The following is an 18,713-nucleotide window of genomic DNA, read 5'->3' on the forward strand; positions in this document are numbered from 1 at the left end:
TCACTTTCAACAAAGGTAATCCGGCTATTTTAGCTTAATGTGGGTGCACAACACCGTCACGCAGCGCTGGCCTGTGTTCGATCCATTGTGGCAACAGTGAAGCAATGATCATCGTGAACAAACCCAACACCATGCCCAACAGCTGGGGCGGCCAAATTTCACTGGGGAAGAAGTTTTTGGCGATCAACCAACTGCTCACACCCACCACAATCGATGCCACTGCACCCTGCGAGGTAGCCTTTGACCAGTACAGACCAAACACCAATGGCACAAATGCAGCAGCCAGGGTAATTTCATAGGCGCTTTCCACCATCTCGAAAATTGAGGATTCACTGTTAATGGCGAACGCCACGACGATGATGGTGAACACGAAAACCGAAATACGCATGGTCAGCAACAGCTCTTTGTCATCCATTTTGGGATAGATGTTCTTGACAATATTTTCTGCGAACGACACGGAGGGTGCCAGCAAAGTCGCGCTGGACGTACTCATGATCGCAGAGATCAGAGCACCGAAAAATACGATTTGAGCAAAGACAGGCGTGTGCATCAACACCAGGTTGGGCAACACCATTTGGGAATCCTCGGACACCATGGCTTCAAATGTGGCGGGGTCGATCATGATCGCACCGTAGGCCAAAAACACCGGAATAAATGCGAAGAAGAAGTACATGGAGCCACCCAGTACAGCACCCCGCACCGCAGTTTTCTCGTCTTTGGCGGAGCTGATGCGCTGGAAAATATCCTGCTGGGGAATGGAGCCAAAAGCCATGGTCAGGAATGCGCCGACGAACGGCACCCACAGCACATAACTGAACTCTTCGGGGAAGAACTGCAATTTGCCCGCGGCCTCGGCATGATCAACCACGGTACCCACACCACCGGCCAAATCGGCGACGATCCACATGATGTAAACCAAGCCAGCCGCAATGACCACCATCTGGATGAAGTCGAGGATCGCCACTGACAACATGCCACCGAAGAGCGTGTAGATCAGCACCACACTGGCGCCAATCACCATGCCCCATTCTTGGGAAACCGCACCATCGGTGAGCACGTTGAAGATCAAACCCAGTGCACTGATTTGCGCTGCAACCCAACCCAGATAGGACACCACGATGCACGCACTGCAGAAAATCTCGACTGCCCGGTTGTATCGCACACGGTAATAGTCGCCCAAGGTGAGCAAATTCAAGCGATAAATTTTGGGGGCAATGAACAGACCTGCCAGAATCAGGCACATGGATGCACCAAACGGGTCCGCCACGATGCCACCCAGGCCCTCTTCCACAAACGTCGAGGAAATGCCCAGCACGGTTTCCGAGCCAAACCAGGTGGCAAACACCGTGGCGGTTACAATCGGCAGGGAAAGATGTCGGCCAGCCACGGCATAATCCGCCGCGCTACTTACATTTCGGGCCACATAAAGGCCAATGAGTACAGAAACCAGCAAATACGCTACTACGGAGGCAAGCAACATCTTGAAAACCCACCAGAAATAAAAAATGATTTCGGATTATAGGCAAGAAACATGCGCACTGCTAGAACAGACCTTTTGGACCGGAATAGCCGATTAAAAATGGCCAAAGCAAATCGAGCGCGACCACTCCGAAAAGCACAGCCAACATCAATACCATCCAGAACAATGCCCGGTTCAAACGCTTTTGCTGCTTCACCAATTGTTCGATTTGATCGTCAACCCGCCCATTCGAATGCGTCAGGGTTTGGTGCAACAAACGCGGCAAGGCAGGCAGAATTTGTGACCACTGCGCAGCTTCCCATTGCAGGCTGGACTGAAAACCTTTCAAACCGATTTGCTGGTGCATCCAGTTCTCGAGGTACGGCTTTGCAGTTTTCCAAAGATCAAGATCCGGATCGAGTTGACGCCCCAGCCCCTCGACGTTCAGCAAGGTTTTTTGCAACAGCACCAGTTGGGGTTGAATTTCCACGTTGAAACGGCGAGAGGTTTGAAACAGACGCATCAAGGCCTGCCCCAAGGAGATTTCTTTCAGGGGTTTGCCGAAGAAAGGTTCAATACAGGCTCGAATCGCCGACTCAAGTTCGTCGATTCGGGTGCCCTTGGGCACCCAACCGGATTGCACGTGTAACTCGGCCACACGTTTGTAGTCCTGCCGGAAAAACGCAAGGAAGTTTTGGGCCAGGTATTGCTTATCCACATCGCTGAGCGTACCGACAATACCGAAATCAAGCGCGATGTAACGACCGAAATCCTCAGGTTGATCCCCCACATAAATGTTACCGGGGTGCATGTCTGCATGGAAAAAACCATCGCGAAACACCTGGGTGAAGAAAATTTCAACCCCCTCGCGGGACAGTTTTTTCAAATCAATGTTGTTCTCGCGCAGCCGCTCGATTTGCGAAATTGGAATGCCGTGCATTCGCTCCATGGTGATCACGGTGCTACAGCAATAGTCCCAATACATCTCAGGCACGCGAAGCAGGTGCCCGCTACCCGAGGTGGACGAGAAATTACGGCGCAACTGCGAGGCATTGGCCGCTTCGCGCATTAAATCCAGTTCATCGTGCAAGTATTTGTTGAACTCGGCCACCACTTCCCGAGGCTTGAGGCGTTTGCCATCGGATGAAATTTTTTCAACCCAGCGGGCCGCGGTTTTCATCAAGGCCAAGTCTTTGTCAATCACCTCGATCATACCGGGGCGCAGCACTTTCACCGCGACCTTTTTACCCTCATGCGCACCCGCCCTGATCACAGCAAAGTGAACCTGGGCGATCGAGGCACTGGCCACCGGGATATTCTGGAAATCCAGAAACATGTCGTCAATTTGACGTCCCAAGCTGGCTTCAATCAATTCACGGGCTTTCTCAGAGGAAAACGCAGGTACCTGATCCTGCAATTTGGCCAACTCGTCGGCCACGTCCTCGGGCAACAAATCGCGCCGGGTTGATAGCAGTTGGCCAAACTTCACAAACAACGGGCCCAAGTCTTCCAGTGCACGCCGCATGCGTTCGCCACGCGGAGCCTGCACATGAGAGCGGGAAGAAATCAAGGTGAGAAACCACTTTGCAAAGCCGTTATTGATTGAATCGGCTGCAATCAGAAACAGGCCATACTTTCGGGCCACCAAAGCGATGCGTGCCAGACGGCGAAACTTCATTTGGGTGCACCCGGTGTTTGATCAGGCCTGAGAGGGTCGAGTTTCGCCAAACGCTTTTCGAGACGAGCCAACTCGTCACGAAGTTGATTGACTTCATCACGAAACGCATCAAACTCGGATGCCGTGGGCGCCATGGCTTTTTCATGCACCACATACTCTCGCAAGTTGCTTTTGAAACGCTGCACCACATCACGTGCATTGGTGCCCAAAGCAGACAGGGTATTCATGACCCAAACGGCCTGTGCATCGCCTACTACCCTCGCCAGGTCACGCTCAGGATCCCAGCTCAAGTCGTTAATGACAGTGGACACGGTTTGAGCAAAATCCATGTCGCCTTCAATGGCGGCTTTTCTCGACATGCTGTTTGGATTGCTGACCGAACCAATCAAATCAGCCCATTGCATGGAAATGGAGGTGTCAGCCGGTGCCAACACACCGTTGATTGGCAAACTGGCCTGAAAGTATCCCTGGTCACTCACACGCAACCGGAGCTGCATGGGCGAAATGCCAAGCACCAGCACTTTTCCCGCCTCTTTTTGCAATTTGGTCTTGCTGCTACGCTGCTGATCCAGCAAATGGTTCAGCACCAGACACACCATCTGAGTCACCGTGTTTGACATCAAACTCAAGGGCGCTGAGAACAATTGACCCGCTGCACCTTTGGATGAACCAGAGGAAAGCAGTTTGGAGGCAAATTGAAAGAACAAGACGGGGGGACTGGCCAAGACACACTTCCAAACAATAAAAATTTGTTTGAGTGTAACCCAGCCGGGCAGGCCAAGCCCGGCGGGTCAGTTCAAAAATTACAGATTGTGAATACCAGACAGCACCCAGCCACCGCCGGACACGGGGCGGGACATGATCCACAGCTCGTTGATTTCCTGAGCAGCAGCGTCCTGCTCTTCCCGTAACATACCGGTGAACGCAACTGTCGCAATTTGCTCGTCCACATCCGTTTCAAAGCCAATCAACTGGGCATCCAGGGTAACCACGTCGGTTCGGTTGACCGCGTTGCCACGGGCTTCGATTTCAGCCTGAAGATGATCGACCACCTCGTCGCTGCAGTATTCGCGCAGACCTGCCACATCGCCTTTGTCAAAAACGCCTTGCATGGTCACAAAAAATTTCTTGGCACTGTTCACAAAATTCACTTCATCGAACCCGGCTGGCAGGTCTTTCACAGGTGTAGCCGCCGGCATCGGTGCATCAAAAGCAGACGCGTTGCCAAACTGGCCGAAACCTTGATCGTTGCGTGGTGCCCCCATGCCAGGGACAGGATCGTTGATTGGATTCGAAGGCGCACTGTAACGCGGTGTTTGTGGCGCCTCGCGATAACTGTTGTTGGGTGAACCTGCTGCGCCCGGCGCACTGTAGGCTGGACGCTGCTTTGTAGCCTGCTGGCCACGCAACATACGCACCAGGAACATCACCGCAAAAACCGCCAAACCAATCATCAGCAGGGTGCCGAGGAACTCAGCCATACCAGCGCCGAAACCCAGGTAACCAAACAAGGCTGCCAAGCCCAACCCTGCCGCCAGGCCACCCAAGGGGCCCAAAAAGCGGTTACGCGGCGCGGCCGCACCAGCGGTACCCGCAGTTGCGGGACTGGTCGCCTGCTGCTTGCTGGGGGCGGTGGAAGTGGTGCCAGACGGTGCAGTGGATGGTGATTTCTGGAATTGGGAAGGCGCAGAGCGGCCAAAACTGCCACCGCCACCCAAGCGCTTAGCCTCGGCATCGGTAGGCAAAGCACCCAAACTCAGAAAGGCTGCTACTACAGCCAAGACAGACAATCGAACAGACCAAACACGGGTTTTCAAAGCAAAAGCCTCCAGAATATTAATTTTTCGCGTGTAGCCAGTAGACAAACTCAGGCGAATTTGGTTCCTTGGTGCAGCGCGACCACACCCGCAGTGAAGTTGGTGTACTTCACCTGATCGAACCCACTTTCAAGCATGATGCTTTTCAGGGTTTCCTGATCCGGGTGCATGCGAATGCTCTCGGCCAAATACTGGTAGCTGGCACTGTCCTGAGCCACGATTTGACCAATTTTTGGCAACACCTGAAATGAATACAGATCATAGGCCGGGGCCAACAAGGGGTTCACCTTCGAGAATTCAAGCACCAGCACTTTGCCACCCGGCTTGATTACCCGGCGCATTTCGCTCAAGGCCACATCCTTGTGGGTCATATTGCGCAAACCAAACGCCACGGTCACCACATCAAAGTAATTGTCGGGAAATGGCAGCTTTTCAGCGTCGCACAGGGTCATTTTTGGCAAATACCCATGATCGATCATGCGATTTCGGCCCACACGCAACATGCTTTCATTGATGTCGGTCAGCCACACTTCTCCGCTAGGACCCACTTTGTCCAGAAAGGCCTTGCTCAGATCGCCCGTACCACCCGCAATATCGAGCACTTTCATGCCGGGGCGAACACCCGCAGCACGCACTGTGCTTGCCTTCCAGAGGCGGTGCATACCACCCGACATCAGGTCGTTCATAATGTCGTATTTCGCCGCCACCGAGTCAAATACCTCAGCTACTTTCTTGGCTTTTTGATCCTCGGGAACCTTCTCAAAGCCGAAATCGGTAATTTTATCGTTCATGTTAATGTGTGGCGTTGATTAATGGCTTGCGCAGGCGCCGCCCTTCTTCTGTTCAAAAGGAATATTTTCAGGCGCATTCGGTTCGCGGCTTGCGCCAGCTGCCTTCATGCGCTCTAGGTAGTCTTCCCACAAACCTTCCTGGTTCTCGCCCATCCACAGCAGGTATTGCCAGCTAAAAAGGCCTGAATCATGGCCATCCGAGAAAAACGGCTTGATGGCATACATGCCCACGGGCTCCAGATTGTTGATGGTTACTTCTTTTTTACCCACTTGCAGAGTTTCCTGCCCGGGGCCATGACCTCGAACTTCTGCAGAAGGTGAATACACCCGCAACAGCTCGAATGGCAGGTTAAAACAGGCACCGGTGTCGAACTCGATCTCGAGTACCTTGGACTTTTGATGCACAACAATGCGTGTCGGGGTGGGGATATTGGTGGTTTCCATGCTGCTTGGGGTCTTTGGAATGCGTAATCCTTAAGTGTATCTCATCAAGGCCAACAGCGGTTTACACCACGGCGCGGGATTAATTTGATGACGATTCATTCAAGTGTCATATTACTGTCATGGAAATCCACTACTTTAGGTGGCATTGCACACCATAAATATGCCAGAGAAGAGGAAAAACGAGATGTCCAGCACCATCCTAGTTGTCGAAGATGAACCCGCGATTGCAGAACTGATTGCTGTCAACTTGAGTTTTGCTGGGCACAAAGTGCTGCGAGCCGCCGATGCGGACCAGGCAAAAACATTGATTACCGCGGAATTGCCTGATTTGGTGTTGCTGGACTGGATGTTACCCGGCAAAACCGGCATTCAGTTCGCGCATGAACTGCGTGGCCACGAGCGCACGCGCCATGTGCCAGTGATCATGCTGACTGCCCGCACTGAAGAACAAGACAAGGTAGACGGCCTGGAAGCTGGAGCAGACGATTACATCACCAAGCCCTTCTCGCCCAAGGAATTGCTGGCTCGAATCAAAGCCGTGCTGCGCCGCCGTGCGCCCCAGTTGACCGACGACATTGTTGAAGTACATGGTCTGAAACTAGACCCGGTGACGCATCGCATCATGGGCCATGACAAGATCATCGACATGGGCCCCACTGAATTCCGCTTGCTGCACTTCTTCATGACCCACCCAGAGCGCGTACACAGCCGCACCCAGTTGCTGGACCAAGTTTGGGGGGACCATGTTTTTGTTGAAGAACGTACCGTGGATGTGCACATTCGACGTTTGCGCCAGGCTTTGACCATTTCTGGCCATGACCGCCTGATTGAAACAGTTCGCGGTGCCGGCTACCGTTTTACTGCAACGCAAAATGAAGGTGCACTAAACTAAGGGCTCCCCTGGAAGGGATATTCCCCTAGAATACGCACCTATGGCGTTCATCTTTTTTCGATTGATACTGTTGGCCATGGTGCTGGGTGCAGCCGCCATCGTGGGCCAAATGGTTGCTGGCCACCAAGGCGCAGTGGCGGGGTCTATTCTGGCCTCGCTGGTGGTGTATGCACTGCATGTGCGCTCGGGGCTGCGGATCATTGCGTGGCTGGATGATTTCAAGGTCGAGAATGTGCCTGATGTCTCAGGCTGGTGGGATGACCTGGCCGCAAAACTGTTTCGCTATTTGCGTTTACACCAGCGCCAACAACAAGCGCTGACCAATGCCCTGGTTTCATTTCGCACCGCTGCGCAAGCCCTGCCCGACGGCGTTGTCACGCTTGATTCGGAAGGCCACATTTCCTGGTGCAACGACACAGCCCAGGACCACCTGGGCTTGAAACTGGGCAGTGACATCGGGCAACCATTGATTAACCTGGTTCGCAATCCGAACTTCTCCAAGTACATTCGCAGCCGCTCTTGGGAACAGCCCTTGATCATGACTGCGCCACGCAGCCGCAGCAAGGTTTTGTCGGTGCAATTGGTCAGCTATGGTGACCAGCAAATGCTGGTGCTTTCCCGAGATGTCACGCAGGTGGAAAAGCTTGAACGCATGCGCCGCGACTTCATTGCCAATGTGTCGCATGAACTGAAAACCCCGCTGACGGTGTTAAGCGGTTTTCTGGAAACCTTCCGCGACCTTCCGTTGAGCAAGGAACAGCAAACCGAGTACCTGAATTTGATGTACACCCAGGCCAACCGCATGCAAAACCTGGTAGAAGACTTGCTGGCCTTGTCAGCGCTGGAGTCTTCGCCCAATGCAGGCGAAGGTGGCGAGCCAGTTGACTTGAGCGGAATTGCTCAAAAAACAGGCGATGAAGCACAGCAGCTCTCAGCAGGCAAACACCATATTTCTGTAGATGTGGAAAAAGGTCTCATTGGTTTTGGCAACTCGGCCGAAATTTTCAGTGCTTTCTCGAACATTGTGACCAATGCAGTGCGCTACACGCCCGAGAAGGGAAATATAACGATCACGCTGCGACGCGCAGAAAACGAAATTGGCAAAGCCTGTGCTGCTTTTATGGTACGCGACACCGGTATTGGCATTTCAGCAGAGCATATTCCGCGATTGACCGAGCGGTTTTACCGTGTAGACCGCAGCCGTTCCCGTGAAAGCGGTGGTACGGGATTGGGCCTTGCCATTGTGAAACATGTGGTGCAACGCCACGATGGTGAACTGGACATTCAAAGCAGGCCGAATGCAGGCAGTACCTTCACCATTCTGATGCCGCTGGCGAAGGCTGGCGCGACTTCCAAGCCTGCGCTTGCTGAAGCGACGGTTGTTTGAGCGCTGCTAGGCACGATACTGGTTTCGCAGAGTTCGATTTGAATTTCAGCGTGGTGCTCGACTTGGATGCTGTGCCACCGTGCCTAAGCAATGCTTCTTGATCCGGCTTAATGCTTCTGGCTTGGGGCATGCGAAACGCATAAGCGTCTTCGCATCGACTCCTTGCGGAGTCGCCCCGCGCTTCGAAGCCGCCGGGAAGCATTGCAAAGCCGGCAAGGCGGCACAGCACCCAAATCTCACGCACTGAGCGAGCGAATCAAAAGAAAAGCAGCAACTTAGCCAGGAAACGCAGCCAGCAATTCAGCCCGCAAGTCCAGCATCCATTTTGGTTTCGAATCGAGCACCAACTGCTGGCGGGGCGATAAGGAGACTCCGGGTTTGGCAGTCGCCCACACGGGTGCGGGAAAATGTTTGTCGTCAGTGAAACGCGGAATGACGTGCCAGTGCAAATGTGGCACCACATTGCCAAGCGTTGCAATATTTGCCTTGTCGGCTTTGAAAACACGAAGTACGAACTGCTCGAGCAACACTACAGCGTCCATGCATAGCATGCGGTCTTCTCGGCTTAAATCAGAAAACTCACGCACATGGTCATTCCACACCAGACGAAGAAAGCCGGGGTAGTCCGCATCGACAGCCTCGATAACACGGAATTTGCTGCAATTGAAAACCCAATCACCACCCGGTGTCGCACACAGGGGGCAATTGGGATTCGGCGACACTTGATCAGACAAGGATGCGCTCGATACCGCCATCGTTGGCTTCTTTCACGTAGTTCTGCAACCAGTCTTGACCCAGCACATTCTTGGCAATTTCAACCACAATGTAATCGGCATCCACATTGGCATCGTCGCTGTAACGGCTTAAGCCTTGCAGGCAAGAAGGGCAACTGGTCAGAATTTTGACATCCGCCTGAGGCGCTTTTTCTCGCAACTTGTCAGCCCCCTTGCGCATTTCCTCTTCCTTGCGGAATCGAACCTGCGTGGCCACATCGGGGCGCGACACGCCGAAGGTACCGGATTCACCACAGCAACGGTCATTTTTCGTGATGTTCTGCCCCTGCAACTCGCTGTTGATCAAGGTGTTCACCACCTTCAGTGGGTCATAGGTCTTCATGGGTGTGTGGCAAGGGTCGTGGTACATGTATTGCGTACCCGTCACGTTGTCCAGCTTCACGCCTTTTTCCATCAGGAATTCATGAATGTCGATGATGCGGCAGCCTGGGAAAATTTTCTCGAATTCATAACCCTGCAACTGGTCGTAGCACGTGCCACAGCTGACCACCACGGTTTTGATGTCGAGGTAGTTCAGTGTGTTGGCCACGCGGTGGAACAGCACACGGTTGTCGGTAATCATTTTCTCGGCTTTGTCGTACTGCCCTGCCCCGCGCTGCGGGTAGCCGCAACACAGGTAGCCGGGTGGCAACACGGTTTGCACACCCACATTCCACAACATGGCTTGCGTAGCCAATCCCACCTGGCTATACAGTCGCTCAGAGCCGCAACCAGGGAAGTAGAACACCGCTTCGGTGTCAGCCTGTGTGGTTTTCGGGTTTCGAATAACCGGTACGTAATCGCTGTTTTCAATATCAAGCAGCGCGCGCGCAGTCTTCTTGGGCAAACCACCGGGCATGGGCTTGTTGATGAAGTGAATCACCTGCTCACGAATTGGGGCCTTGCCCACGGTGGCAGGCGGCTTGGCAGTTTGCTTGTTCAACATGCCCAGCGATTTGGCCACTTTGTAGGCACCGCGTTGCAGCTTGTAACCAATACCGGTCATGCCCACACGCATGGCCTTAATGGTGGCCGGGTCTTTCGCATTCAGGAAAGTCATGGCCAAGGCTGTGCCCGGGTTAAAACTTTTCTTGTCCATCTTGCGCAACAAGGCGCGCATGTTCATGGACACATCGCCAAAGTCAATGTCGACCGGGCAAGGGGTCAAGCACTTGTGGCACACGGTGCAGTGGTCAGCCACATCTTCAAATTCTTCCCAATGCTTGATGGACACACCACGGCGGGTTTGTTCTTCGTACAGGAAAGCCTCAACCAACAAGGAAGTGGCGAGGATTTTATTGCGTGGACTGTACAGCAAGTTGGCGCGCGGCACATGCGTAGAACACACGGGCTTGCACTTGCCGCAACGCAGACAATCTTTCACTGAGGTGGCAATGGAGCCAATGTCGCTTTGGCTCATGATCAGGCTTTCATGGCCCATCAGGTTGAAGCTGGGCGTGTAAGCATTGGTCAGATCGCCGCCAGGCAACAATTTGCCCTTGTTGAATCGACCTTCCGGGTCGATGCGCTGCTTGTAGTCCTGGAAAGGCTGCAACTCTTCCTTGGTCAGGTATTGGTATTTGGTAATACCAATGCCGTGCTCGCCGGAAATAACACCATCGAGATTGCGGGCAATCTGCATGATTCGATCCACAGTGTGTTCCGCTTCATGCAGCATTTCATAGTCGTCGGAATTCACCGGAATGTTGGTGTGTACATTGCCATCGCCAGCATGCATGTGCAGTGCCACGAACAGGCGGCCACGCAACACTTGCTTGTGAATGGCTTTGCATTCTTCCATCACAGGCACAAACACACCGCCTTCGAAAATGCGGTTCAAGTTGTGGCGCAACTCGGTTTTCCAGCTAACGCGAATGGTGCGGTCTTGCAGCACATCAAATACAGTGGCTTCGGGCTGCTCAGCCAAGCGCTTTTCAAGCGCCGCATCCAAGTGCCCCAGGCCAATCGTTTTCATCACCGGGTTGGCTTGTGCCAAAGGCATGTTCATATTGGCCAGCAACCAGCTCCAGCGCTCGTGTACCGATTCAAGCAATTCAACAGCGCGACCCACACGATCACCCACGAGGTCTTCAACGGACAACTTGGTAGAATCGACTTCATCGGTTTTGCCCAAAGTCAGCGGCTTTTCGAAGAACGAGCGCAACTCAGCCACCAGCTTCAGCTTGTTGCGAATTGACAGTTCAATGTTGATGCGTTCAATTTCGTCGGTGTATTCACCCATGCGCGGCAAGGGGATGACCACGTCTTCATTGATTTTGAAAGCATTGGTGTGGCGCGCAATGGCCGCCGTGCGTGCGCGGTCGAGCCAGAACTTCTTGCGGGCTTCAGGGCTGACTGCCACAAAACCTTCACCAGCGCGACCGTTGGACAGGCGAACGACTTCAGATGCAGCTTGGGCCACCGCGTTCTCATCGTCGCCCACAATGTCGCCAAACAACACCATTTTCGGGAAAGCGCCGCGCTTGGATTTGGGGCTGTACTTCACCGCGCGCAGGTAGCGCTCGTCCAGGTGCTCAAGGCCCGCCAAAATGGCACCCATGGCTTTGCCTTCACCGTCGAGGTAATTTTTGATTTCAACAATCGAGGGCACGGCATCGCGGGCTTGACCGTAAAACTCCAGACACACCGTGCGGGTGTGCTTGGGCATGCGATGCAAAATCCATTTGGCCGACGTAATAAGCCCGTCGCAACCTTCTTTCTGGATACCAGGCAGGCCTGCCAGAAATTTGTCGGTGACATCCTTGCCCAAACCCACCTTGCGGAAACGCGCGCCTTCGACTTTCAGGCGTTCAGTTTTCAGAATTTTGGCATTCGGCGCCTGGCGACCATCGGACCACACCAGGTCGAACTCGGCATAGGGTGCGTCGTGAATTTTGCCCAGATTGTGGTTCACGCGGGTCACTTCAAGCCAGTCACCCTGCGGGTCGACCATTCTCCACCAGGCCAGGTTGTCCAGCGCAGTACCCCACAGCACTGCTTTTTTACCGCCCGCATTCATGGCGATATTGCCGCCAATACAGCTGGCTTCAGCTGATGTAGGGTCTACCGCAAACACCCGGCCTGCATGCTCTGCCGCCTCGGACACGCGTTTGGTAACCACGCCTGCGCCAGAAAACACGGTGGCATACTCTTCGCTCAAGCCCGGCAGCACTTCCATTTTCACCTGGCCGAGTTCTTCCAGCTTTTCGGTGTTGATGATGGCTGACATGGCCGTGAGTGGCACTGCACCACCGGTGTAACCCGTGCCGCCCCCACGTGGAATGATGGTGAGCCCCAAATCGATACAGGCTTTCACCAAACCGGGAATTTCAGATTCCCGATCGGGGGTGAGCACCACGAAGGGGTATTCAACGCGCCAGTCGGTTGCATCGGTTACATGTGAAACACGGGACAAACCATCGTATTTGATGTTGTCTTTCGCGGTGTGCTCACCCAGTGCTTTGCGGGCATGACCTCGCAGAATTGCCATGGCTTCCAGCTCACGCTGAAACTCGAACACGGCTTTTTCAGCCACGGTCAACAATTCTCGAACCTTGGCACTGCGATCCTCAGAGTCGGTCTCCACAGCAGCTTCTTTGACCTCAACCCGGCGGGCATCAATTTCACTCAAGCGGTGAAACAAGGCCTCGATCAGCGCAGTCAGGCGCTTGGGGTTGTCCAGCAAGTCGTCTTGCAAGTACGGATTGCGACGAACCACCCAGATATCGCCCAACACTTCGAACAACATGCGGGCTGACCGACCGGTTTTTCGCTCCTGGCGCAGCTCTTGAAGAATGTTCCAAGCCGACTCACCCAGCAGGCGGATCACGATTTCACGGTCCGAAAACGAGGTGTAGTTGTATGGAATTTCCCTCAGGCGCGCGGTTTCGCCGGCTGAGGGTTTCAATGTGTTTAATTCGACGGGTGCGTTCATGCAAAACCTTTAGACTGCTTAGCCTTTCATGGTACCAAAAACACGGCACTTGCGCCTAGAGTGGCGCCTCCTCAATTCTTGCCCAAAACCCTTATACCGCAAGGGTTTTGACTTATTTCACACCAAACTTTTACATGCGCTTCGGCGCAGAAACACCCAACACCGCCAAGCCATTGGCCAATACCGTGGCCACAGCCACCAGCAAGGCCACACGGGCGGTTTTAAGGGCTGTGTCGTCAATACGGACGCGCTCGGCATTGTAAAAAGTATGGAAAGCACCGGCCAGTTCACGCAGGTAAAACGCGATGTGGTGTGGCGCCAACTCCTCAGCCGCCTTGGACAAAATGTCCGGGTAAGAAACCAACGTTCTGAGCAAAGCCAACTCTGAAGGCGCGCCCAACAGGCTCAAATCTGCATTGTTCAAACCTGCCACGTCGATTTCTGCCTGATCCAGAATGGAGTGAATCCGGGCATGGGCATACTGAACGTAATACACCGGGTTTTCATCGGACTGGGCCAAGGCCAAATCCACATCGAACACAAATTCGGTGTCTGCCTTGCGGCTGACCAGGAAGAAGCGCACGGCATCACGGCCTTTGGTCAAGGCTTCGGGCTGGCTCAGCATGGGCTGGCTTTCATCGACGCCACCTGACCAGCAAATCAGGTCGCGCACAGTCACGTAACTACCCGCACGCTTGGAAATTTTGACTTCCTGCCCGCCTTTCATCACCGTGACCATTTTGTGCAGAACGTAATCGGGGTAACCCTGCGGAATGCCCACATTGCAGGCCTGCAAACCCGCCCGTACACGCGCAATGGTGCCATGGTGGTCGGTGCCCTGAATGTTGATGACCTTGCCAAAGCCGCGCTTGAATTTCTGGATGTGATAGGCCACATCGGGCACAAAGTAGGTATATCCGCCTTCGGATTTTCGCATGACCCGGTCTTTGTCATCGCCGTAATCGGTTGAGCGCAGCCACAACGCCCCACCTTCCTCAAAAGTTTTACCCGACGCAACCATGAGGGCAACGGCCTCCTCGACCTTGCCTTCGGTGTACAGGGAGCTTTCCAGGTAAAACTGATCAAAATTGACGCCAAAAGCCTTCAAATCCAGATCTTGCTCAGCGCGCAGGTATGCCACCGCAAAGGCTCGGATGGATTCAATATCATCCGCGTTACCACTGCCTTTCACGGGTTCGCCATCGGCCGCTTTCACTTCTTTGCCAGCCAGAAAGTCGGCTGCGATGTCGGCGATGTAATCGCCGTTGTAGGCACTTTCAGGCCATGCAGTATCACCTGGCTTAAGCCCTTTGGCGCGGGCCTGCACGGAGGTGGCCAAAGTTTGAATTTGCACACCAGCGTCGTTGTAGTAAAACTCTTTGTGAACTGCCCAGCCCTGGGTTTGCATGACAGCAGCCATGGCATCGCCCAGCGCAGCCTGCCGACCATGCCCCACATGCAAGGGCCCCGTGGGGTTGGCTGACACGAACTCGATCAAGACAGTTTCGCCCGAATGGGCTTGAGACTTTCCAAACTCAGCGCCCTGCTCCAGCACTTGGGCCACGACCGCAACACGGGCCGTTTGGCTTAAACGAATGTTGATAAAGCCTGGGCCCGCAATTTCAATGGCGTCGACCAAATTCGCGCAGTCGGCATTGGCTTTGACATGTTCGGCGAGCAGCTGGGCCAGCTCACGGGGGTTACGCTTGGCGGGCTTGGCCAATTGCATGGCCAGGTTACAGGCCACATCGCCATGGCTGGCGTCTTTGGGTTTTTCGAGCGTAACCACCCCCTCAAAAGGCTGGTTCAGGGCAGCAGCAGCGGCCGCTTCAAATGCGGCGATCAGCGTATTTCGTTGTTGGGCAAGCATGGGGACGGTTCAGGCAGGTTTGAGCTAAGCCCCTGATTGTACCAAGTATTCCCGCCGGGAACCTGGAATGGCTTAACACTGGCAGGGGCTGAGTGCTATTTCTTTTTGGCCACCCAGGCAAAATGCCTTTGAAGGGCCTCATCGGCCAGCAGTGTCTCAGCGCTGGAAAATTGCTTGGCCAATTTCATTTCATCATACAAATCATGGATGCCATCGTGGCAAAGCCTGCAAATATTGACGCCTTGATTCAAGGTTTCCTTGTCAAAATTTTTCCGATAAAAAGCACGTCGATGTAATTTTTTAGGAATGAGGTGATGAAAGGTCAGCGCAGTAACGCGCCCACAACACAAACACTGACCGCTTTTTAGCCGGGAAGAAGGCATTGCGTGTACCCAACTCGCCTAAAGGTTTTTCTTCACCAAATCACGCATCAGAAGGGCTTTTTCGGTGCCTTCCTGTTCCAGCCCCTCGACCACGGTCGCCCTGTTTTTGGGCGGCTGGTTCTGGCTGACTTTCCATTTACCAACCATGCTCTCGATTTGAACTTCAAAACCCACAATCGCCTGCTTGATTTGATCCAGAAATTCGGCAGGTGCATCGTTGACAGACCAAGGCTGATCTCGCGTGCCTTCCTGCTGCGCAGTCAAATCTTCCAGTTGCTGATGTAGCCATGCTGCATCATCCACAACCCGCATTTGACCTTTGACATGCACCACCGCGTAATTCCAGGTGGGCACCACCTTTTCTGTTTCCTGCTTGGTGGCATACCAGGAGGGAGTGATGTAATGCTCTGCGCCTTGAAATACCAGCAAAGTTTGTGATGACACCGCCAAATCAGCCAAGATTGGATTGGCCCTTGCCACATGACCACGTAACACCATTGTTCCATCAATGTTTTCCACAACTACCATGGGTATGTGATTGGCGTTCAGCCCCGAAGTTGACATCGTAATGACAGTGGCCAAGGGGTGAGCCTTGATCAAATTCAACAACACCGGAATCGAGGTTTCCTCAAACTGCTTGGGCAAATACATGGGCTTACTTCACGATTTGAATTTGGGCTGGGTCGACGACAAGGATTCGGGTTTGATCGCCAAATTGCTCAACCACACCCGACACCACAATATTTTTACCAAAAAAGAATTTTGGCAAGTCGTGAATACCTTGATACGAATACCAAGCCGCCACGCGACCATCAATGACTACAGCCAGATTGGCGGGATCCCGAAAACTGGTGTGTGAATTCAAGTCGACTTCATCGCGTTCGGTGCGCAATTTGCTGGAACGGACTTTCATTTGAACCTGCACTTCCTGATTCAAACGGGCCAGTGCTTTCTCGACCGTGATAGGTGCGGCATGAAGTTGACCGGCATTGAGCAAACCAGCTGCGCCCGCCATGATGCACACTGCTACCCACATGCGACGCATGCTTTTCTCCCTGGGTGTTTGAGTTCTCAGTGTATATCAGCCTACAGCCAAAGCACACGGGCAATCATGTAGCTGCCCAATAGCAGCAAGCCAAGGAAAAACACGGTTTTGAAAGTCTCTGCGCTCAACAGGGCTCGGCATTTTTGCCCCGCCAGCACCCCGGCCATGGTGGGTATCAGGCACAAAGTGGATTCCCAGGCCGCAGCCAATTCAAACCGCCCCTTGAGGTACAGGCCCACTGCCAGAGCAAAAGTGCCCACGGTGAATACCAAACCCAAAGCCTGCAACAACTCGTCTTTGTCCATACCCAAGGAATTCATGTACGGTGCGGAAGGCACCGATGAAACGCCGGTTGCACCCGCCAGAAACCCGGTAAGCCCACCCACCAGGGGCGAAGCCCAGCGTTCCTGGCTGGCGTTCACATGCATGTTGAACTTGAACAGACCCAACACGGCGTACACAAACAGGACAAGACCCAAAACCAGGGTGGCATACGCAGGCGTGCTACCGGTCAAAACGCCCACACCGAAGGCAGCGCCGATACACACCATGACGAGTAAACCGGCAAAGCGGCGCAAGGCAATCCAAAATCCCGGGCCTATCAGCATTTGCCAGACATTGCTGACCATGGAGGGCACAACAATCAGCGCGGCTGCTTGCACGGGCGCAACCACCACCGCCATCAAACCAATTGCGATTGGGGGCAAACCCATGCCGGTGACGCCTTTGACGAAACCTGCCACCAAAAATGCCAGGCCAACGATCAGGGTGTAGTCGTTAATGTCCAGAGCCATGTCCTTAAAGAGGATCGGGTGAAGAATTATCACCCTCTCCCAAAGCACGTTGCATGATGAGCGTGCCCACCCAACGATTGAATTTGTAGCCTACGTTGGGCATGCGCCCAACTTCCAGAAAGCCCAGTTTTCGGTGTAATTCCGCGGAACCTGCGATGCCTCCCTGCGTAATTACTGCCACCATTTGCCGCCAGGGGCCCTGCTCGCACCTGCGAATGACCTCTCCAAGCAAAGCCGCACCCAAGCCCATGCCTTTGTGGTTTGGTGACAAATACACTGAATCTTCAACGGTGTAGCGGTAAGCGGGCCTGGGCCTGTAACTGGCTGCATAGGCGTAACCAACAATCTCCTGATCGATTTGTGCAACCAGATAAGGCAGACCGGACTCGAGTATGGCTTGCCGTCGGGCACACATTTCTTCCACTGTCGGCGGAACCAGCTCAAATGTGGCCAGCTCATGAAGTACATAATGCGCATACAAAGCCTGCACAGCAGGCATGTCGGCCAGGCAGGCATCCCGGATTTGAAAAGCTGATCGTGTAGCGTGTTGCATGGCCGCTTAAACCCACTTTACGACCGCGGGCGCGCTGTACGTTTTGAAAGCTTCGAGCAGCGAGAATGCACAGGTATTGGCCATCAACATATTGCGGTGCTGGGGCCGAATGAATGCCTCCTGATGAGCATGATCCAGAAAGGCGAGCAAACCGTCGTAATAGCCACTCACATTCAACACACCCACTGGCTTGTGATGAAAACTGAGTTGCGCCCAGGTCAGGATTTCAAAGAGTTCTTCGAAAGTTCCCAAACCACCGGGCAAAGCAACAAAGCCATCAGAACGCTCGGCCATGAGGGCTTTGCGCTCGTGCATGTTGCGAGTTACGATCAACTCAGTCAAGGCAGGGTGGGCCAGTTCCTTGGTCACCAGCGATTCGGGAATAATGCCAGTGACATTGCCGCCCAAAGCCAATACCTCTTCCGCCACCACGCCCATCAAACCCAAGTTAGACCCGCCGTACACCAGGCCGAAACTATTGTCGACCAATGCACGGGCCAAGGCTTTCGCACCCTCGGTGTATTCAACCCGGTTGCCCGCACTGGAGCCGCAGTACACACAAATATTTTTCATGACAGCTTCAAGCCCAATACACCCAACACAATCAGTACCACGCTGCCAATGCGCAGTGCATTGACAGGCTCATTGAACAAGACAATACCCATGAGCACTGTACCAGCCGCGCCAATACCGACCCAGACACTGTACGCGGTGCCAACAGGCAGGGTTTTCATGGCCAGGCCCAACAGCCCAAAGCTGATGGCAGCGGCAATCAAGGTGATGGCAGAGGGAACTAGGCGGGTGAAACCATCGGTGTATTTCAGGCCAATGGCCCAAACGATTTCAAAGAGACCCGCTACAAACAGAATTAACCAGGACATGACAACTCCCAT

Annotated in this window: 17 protein-coding genes; 2 read left to right on the top strand and 15 right to left on the bottom strand. The window is 53.7% G+C overall.

Annotation, left to right across the window (positions count from 1 at the left end; genetic code table 11):
* Positions 1 to 34: 34 nt before the first annotated feature.
* The 6 genes from PY990_RS00925 to PY990_RS00950 all read right to left on the bottom strand — a co-directional run bounded on the left by PY990_RS00925 (position 35) and on the right by PY990_RS00950 (position 6,189).
* Complete coding sequence (locus PY990_RS00925; protein ID WP_275270005.1) at positions 35 to 1,480, bottom strand: high affinity choline transporter 1; 1,446 nt, start codon at positions 1,478 to 1,480, stop codon at positions 35 to 37.
* A 61-nt stretch (positions 1,481 to 1,541) separates the two neighbouring features.
* Positions 1,542 to 3,137 (bottom strand): ubiquinone biosynthesis regulatory protein kinase UbiB, encoded by a 1,596-nt coding sequence (gene ubiB / locus PY990_RS00930; RefSeq protein ID WP_275270006.1) that lies wholly within the window; start codon positions 3,135 to 3,137, stop codon positions 1,542 to 1,544.
* Positions 3,134 to 3,862 carry a ubiquinone biosynthesis accessory factor UbiJ gene (locus tag PY990_RS00935; RefSeq protein ID WP_275270007.1) on the bottom strand — a complete coding sequence of 243 codons (729 nt, stop codon included), beginning with the start codon at positions 3,860 to 3,862 and terminating at the stop codon, positions 3,134 to 3,136. The genes ubiB and PY990_RS00935 overlap by 4 nt, the downstream gene beginning before the upstream one ends.
* 78 nt (positions 3,863 to 3,940) lie before the next feature.
* Positions 3,941 to 4,954, bottom strand: coding sequence for a Tim44 domain-containing protein (locus tag PY990_RS00940; RefSeq protein ID WP_275270008.1), 1,014 nt, complete (start codon positions 4,952 to 4,954; stop codon positions 3,941 to 3,943).
* A 50-nt stretch (positions 4,955 to 5,004) separates the two neighbouring features.
* Complete coding sequence (ubiE, locus tag PY990_RS00945) at positions 5,005 to 5,745, bottom strand: bifunctional demethylmenaquinone methyltransferase/2-methoxy-6-polyprenyl-1,4-benzoquinol methylase UbiE (RefSeq protein WP_275270009.1); 741 nt, start codon at positions 5,743 to 5,745, stop codon at positions 5,005 to 5,007.
* 18 nt (positions 5,746 to 5,763) lie between these two features.
* Entirely contained in the window at positions 5,764 to 6,189 is a 426-nt protein-coding gene (locus PY990_RS00950; RefSeq protein ID WP_008250308.1) for a gamma-butyrobetaine hydroxylase family protein, read from the bottom strand.
* Between the two features lie 184 nt (positions 6,190 to 6,373).
* Here PY990_RS00950 and phoB point away from each other — a divergent pair, with 184 nt between their 5' ends.
* Positions 6,374 to 7,081 (top strand): phosphate regulon transcriptional regulator PhoB, encoded by a 708-nt coding sequence (phoB, locus tag PY990_RS00955; protein WP_008250307.1) that lies wholly within the window; start codon positions 6,374 to 6,376, stop codon positions 7,079 to 7,081.
* A 40-nt stretch (positions 7,082 to 7,121) separates the two neighbouring features.
* On the top strand, positions 7,122 to 8,468 hold the full coding sequence (gene phoR, locus PY990_RS00960; protein ID WP_275270010.1) for a phosphate regulon sensor histidine kinase PhoR: 1,347 nt from the start codon (positions 7,122 to 7,124) through the stop codon (positions 8,466 to 8,468).
* Positions 8,469 to 8,743: 275 nt separating this feature from the next.
* On the opposite strand, the gene PY990_RS00965 is transcribed toward phoR, so the two are convergent.
* From PY990_RS00965 to sugE, 9 genes are all read right to left on the bottom strand, one after another.
* On the bottom strand, positions 8,744 to 9,223 hold the full coding sequence (locus PY990_RS00965; protein ID WP_275270011.1) for an HIT family protein: 480 nt from the start codon (positions 9,221 to 9,223) through the stop codon (positions 8,744 to 8,746).
* A complete protein-coding gene (locus PY990_RS00970) occupies positions 9,195 to 13,175 on the bottom strand; it encodes an FAD/FMN-binding oxidoreductase (protein WP_275270012.1) in 3,981 nt (1,326 codons plus the stop codon). Before PY990_RS00970 ends, PY990_RS00965 begins: the two co-directional genes overlap by 29 nt.
* A gap of 130 nt (positions 13,176 to 13,305) precedes the next feature.
* A complete protein-coding gene (gene argS / locus PY990_RS00975; protein ID WP_275270013.1) occupies positions 13,306 to 15,045 on the bottom strand; it encodes an arginine--tRNA ligase in 1,740 nt (579 codons plus the stop codon).
* 401 nt (positions 15,046 to 15,446) lie between these two features.
* On the bottom strand, positions 15,447 to 16,079 hold the full coding sequence (locus PY990_RS00980) for an FMN-binding negative transcriptional regulator (RefSeq protein ID WP_275270014.1): 633 nt from the start codon (positions 16,077 to 16,079) through the stop codon (positions 15,447 to 15,449).
* 4 nt (positions 16,080 to 16,083) lie between these two features.
* Complete coding sequence (locus tag PY990_RS00985) at positions 16,084 to 16,473, bottom strand: hypothetical protein (protein WP_275270015.1); 390 nt, start codon at positions 16,471 to 16,473, stop codon at positions 16,084 to 16,086.
* 41 nt (positions 16,474 to 16,514) lie between these two features.
* Entirely contained in the window at positions 16,515 to 17,267 is a 753-nt protein-coding gene (locus PY990_RS00990; RefSeq protein WP_275270016.1) for a sulfite exporter TauE/SafE family protein, read from the bottom strand.
* A 4-nt stretch (positions 17,268 to 17,271) separates the two neighbouring features.
* Positions 17,272 to 17,820 (bottom strand): GNAT family N-acetyltransferase, encoded by a 549-nt coding sequence (locus tag PY990_RS00995; RefSeq protein WP_275270017.1) that lies wholly within the window; start codon positions 17,818 to 17,820, stop codon positions 17,272 to 17,274.
* A gap of 6 nt (positions 17,821 to 17,826) precedes the next feature.
* Positions 17,827 to 18,393 carry an LOG family protein gene (locus PY990_RS01000; RefSeq protein ID WP_275270018.1) on the bottom strand — a complete coding sequence of 189 codons (567 nt, stop codon included), beginning with the start codon at positions 18,391 to 18,393 and terminating at the stop codon, positions 17,827 to 17,829.
* Positions 18,390 to 18,701, bottom strand: a complete 312-nt coding sequence (gene sugE, locus PY990_RS01005) for a quaternary ammonium compound efflux SMR transporter SugE (protein ID WP_275270019.1) — start codon at positions 18,699 to 18,701, stop codon at positions 18,390 to 18,392. Before sugE ends, PY990_RS01000 begins: the two co-directional genes overlap by 4 nt.
* Positions 18,702 to 18,713 lie beyond the last annotated feature (12 nt).

The organism is Limnobacter olei (assembly GCF_029087225.1).
Classification (GTDB): domain Bacteria; phylum Pseudomonadota; class Gammaproteobacteria; order Burkholderiales; family Burkholderiaceae_B; genus Limnobacter; species Limnobacter olei.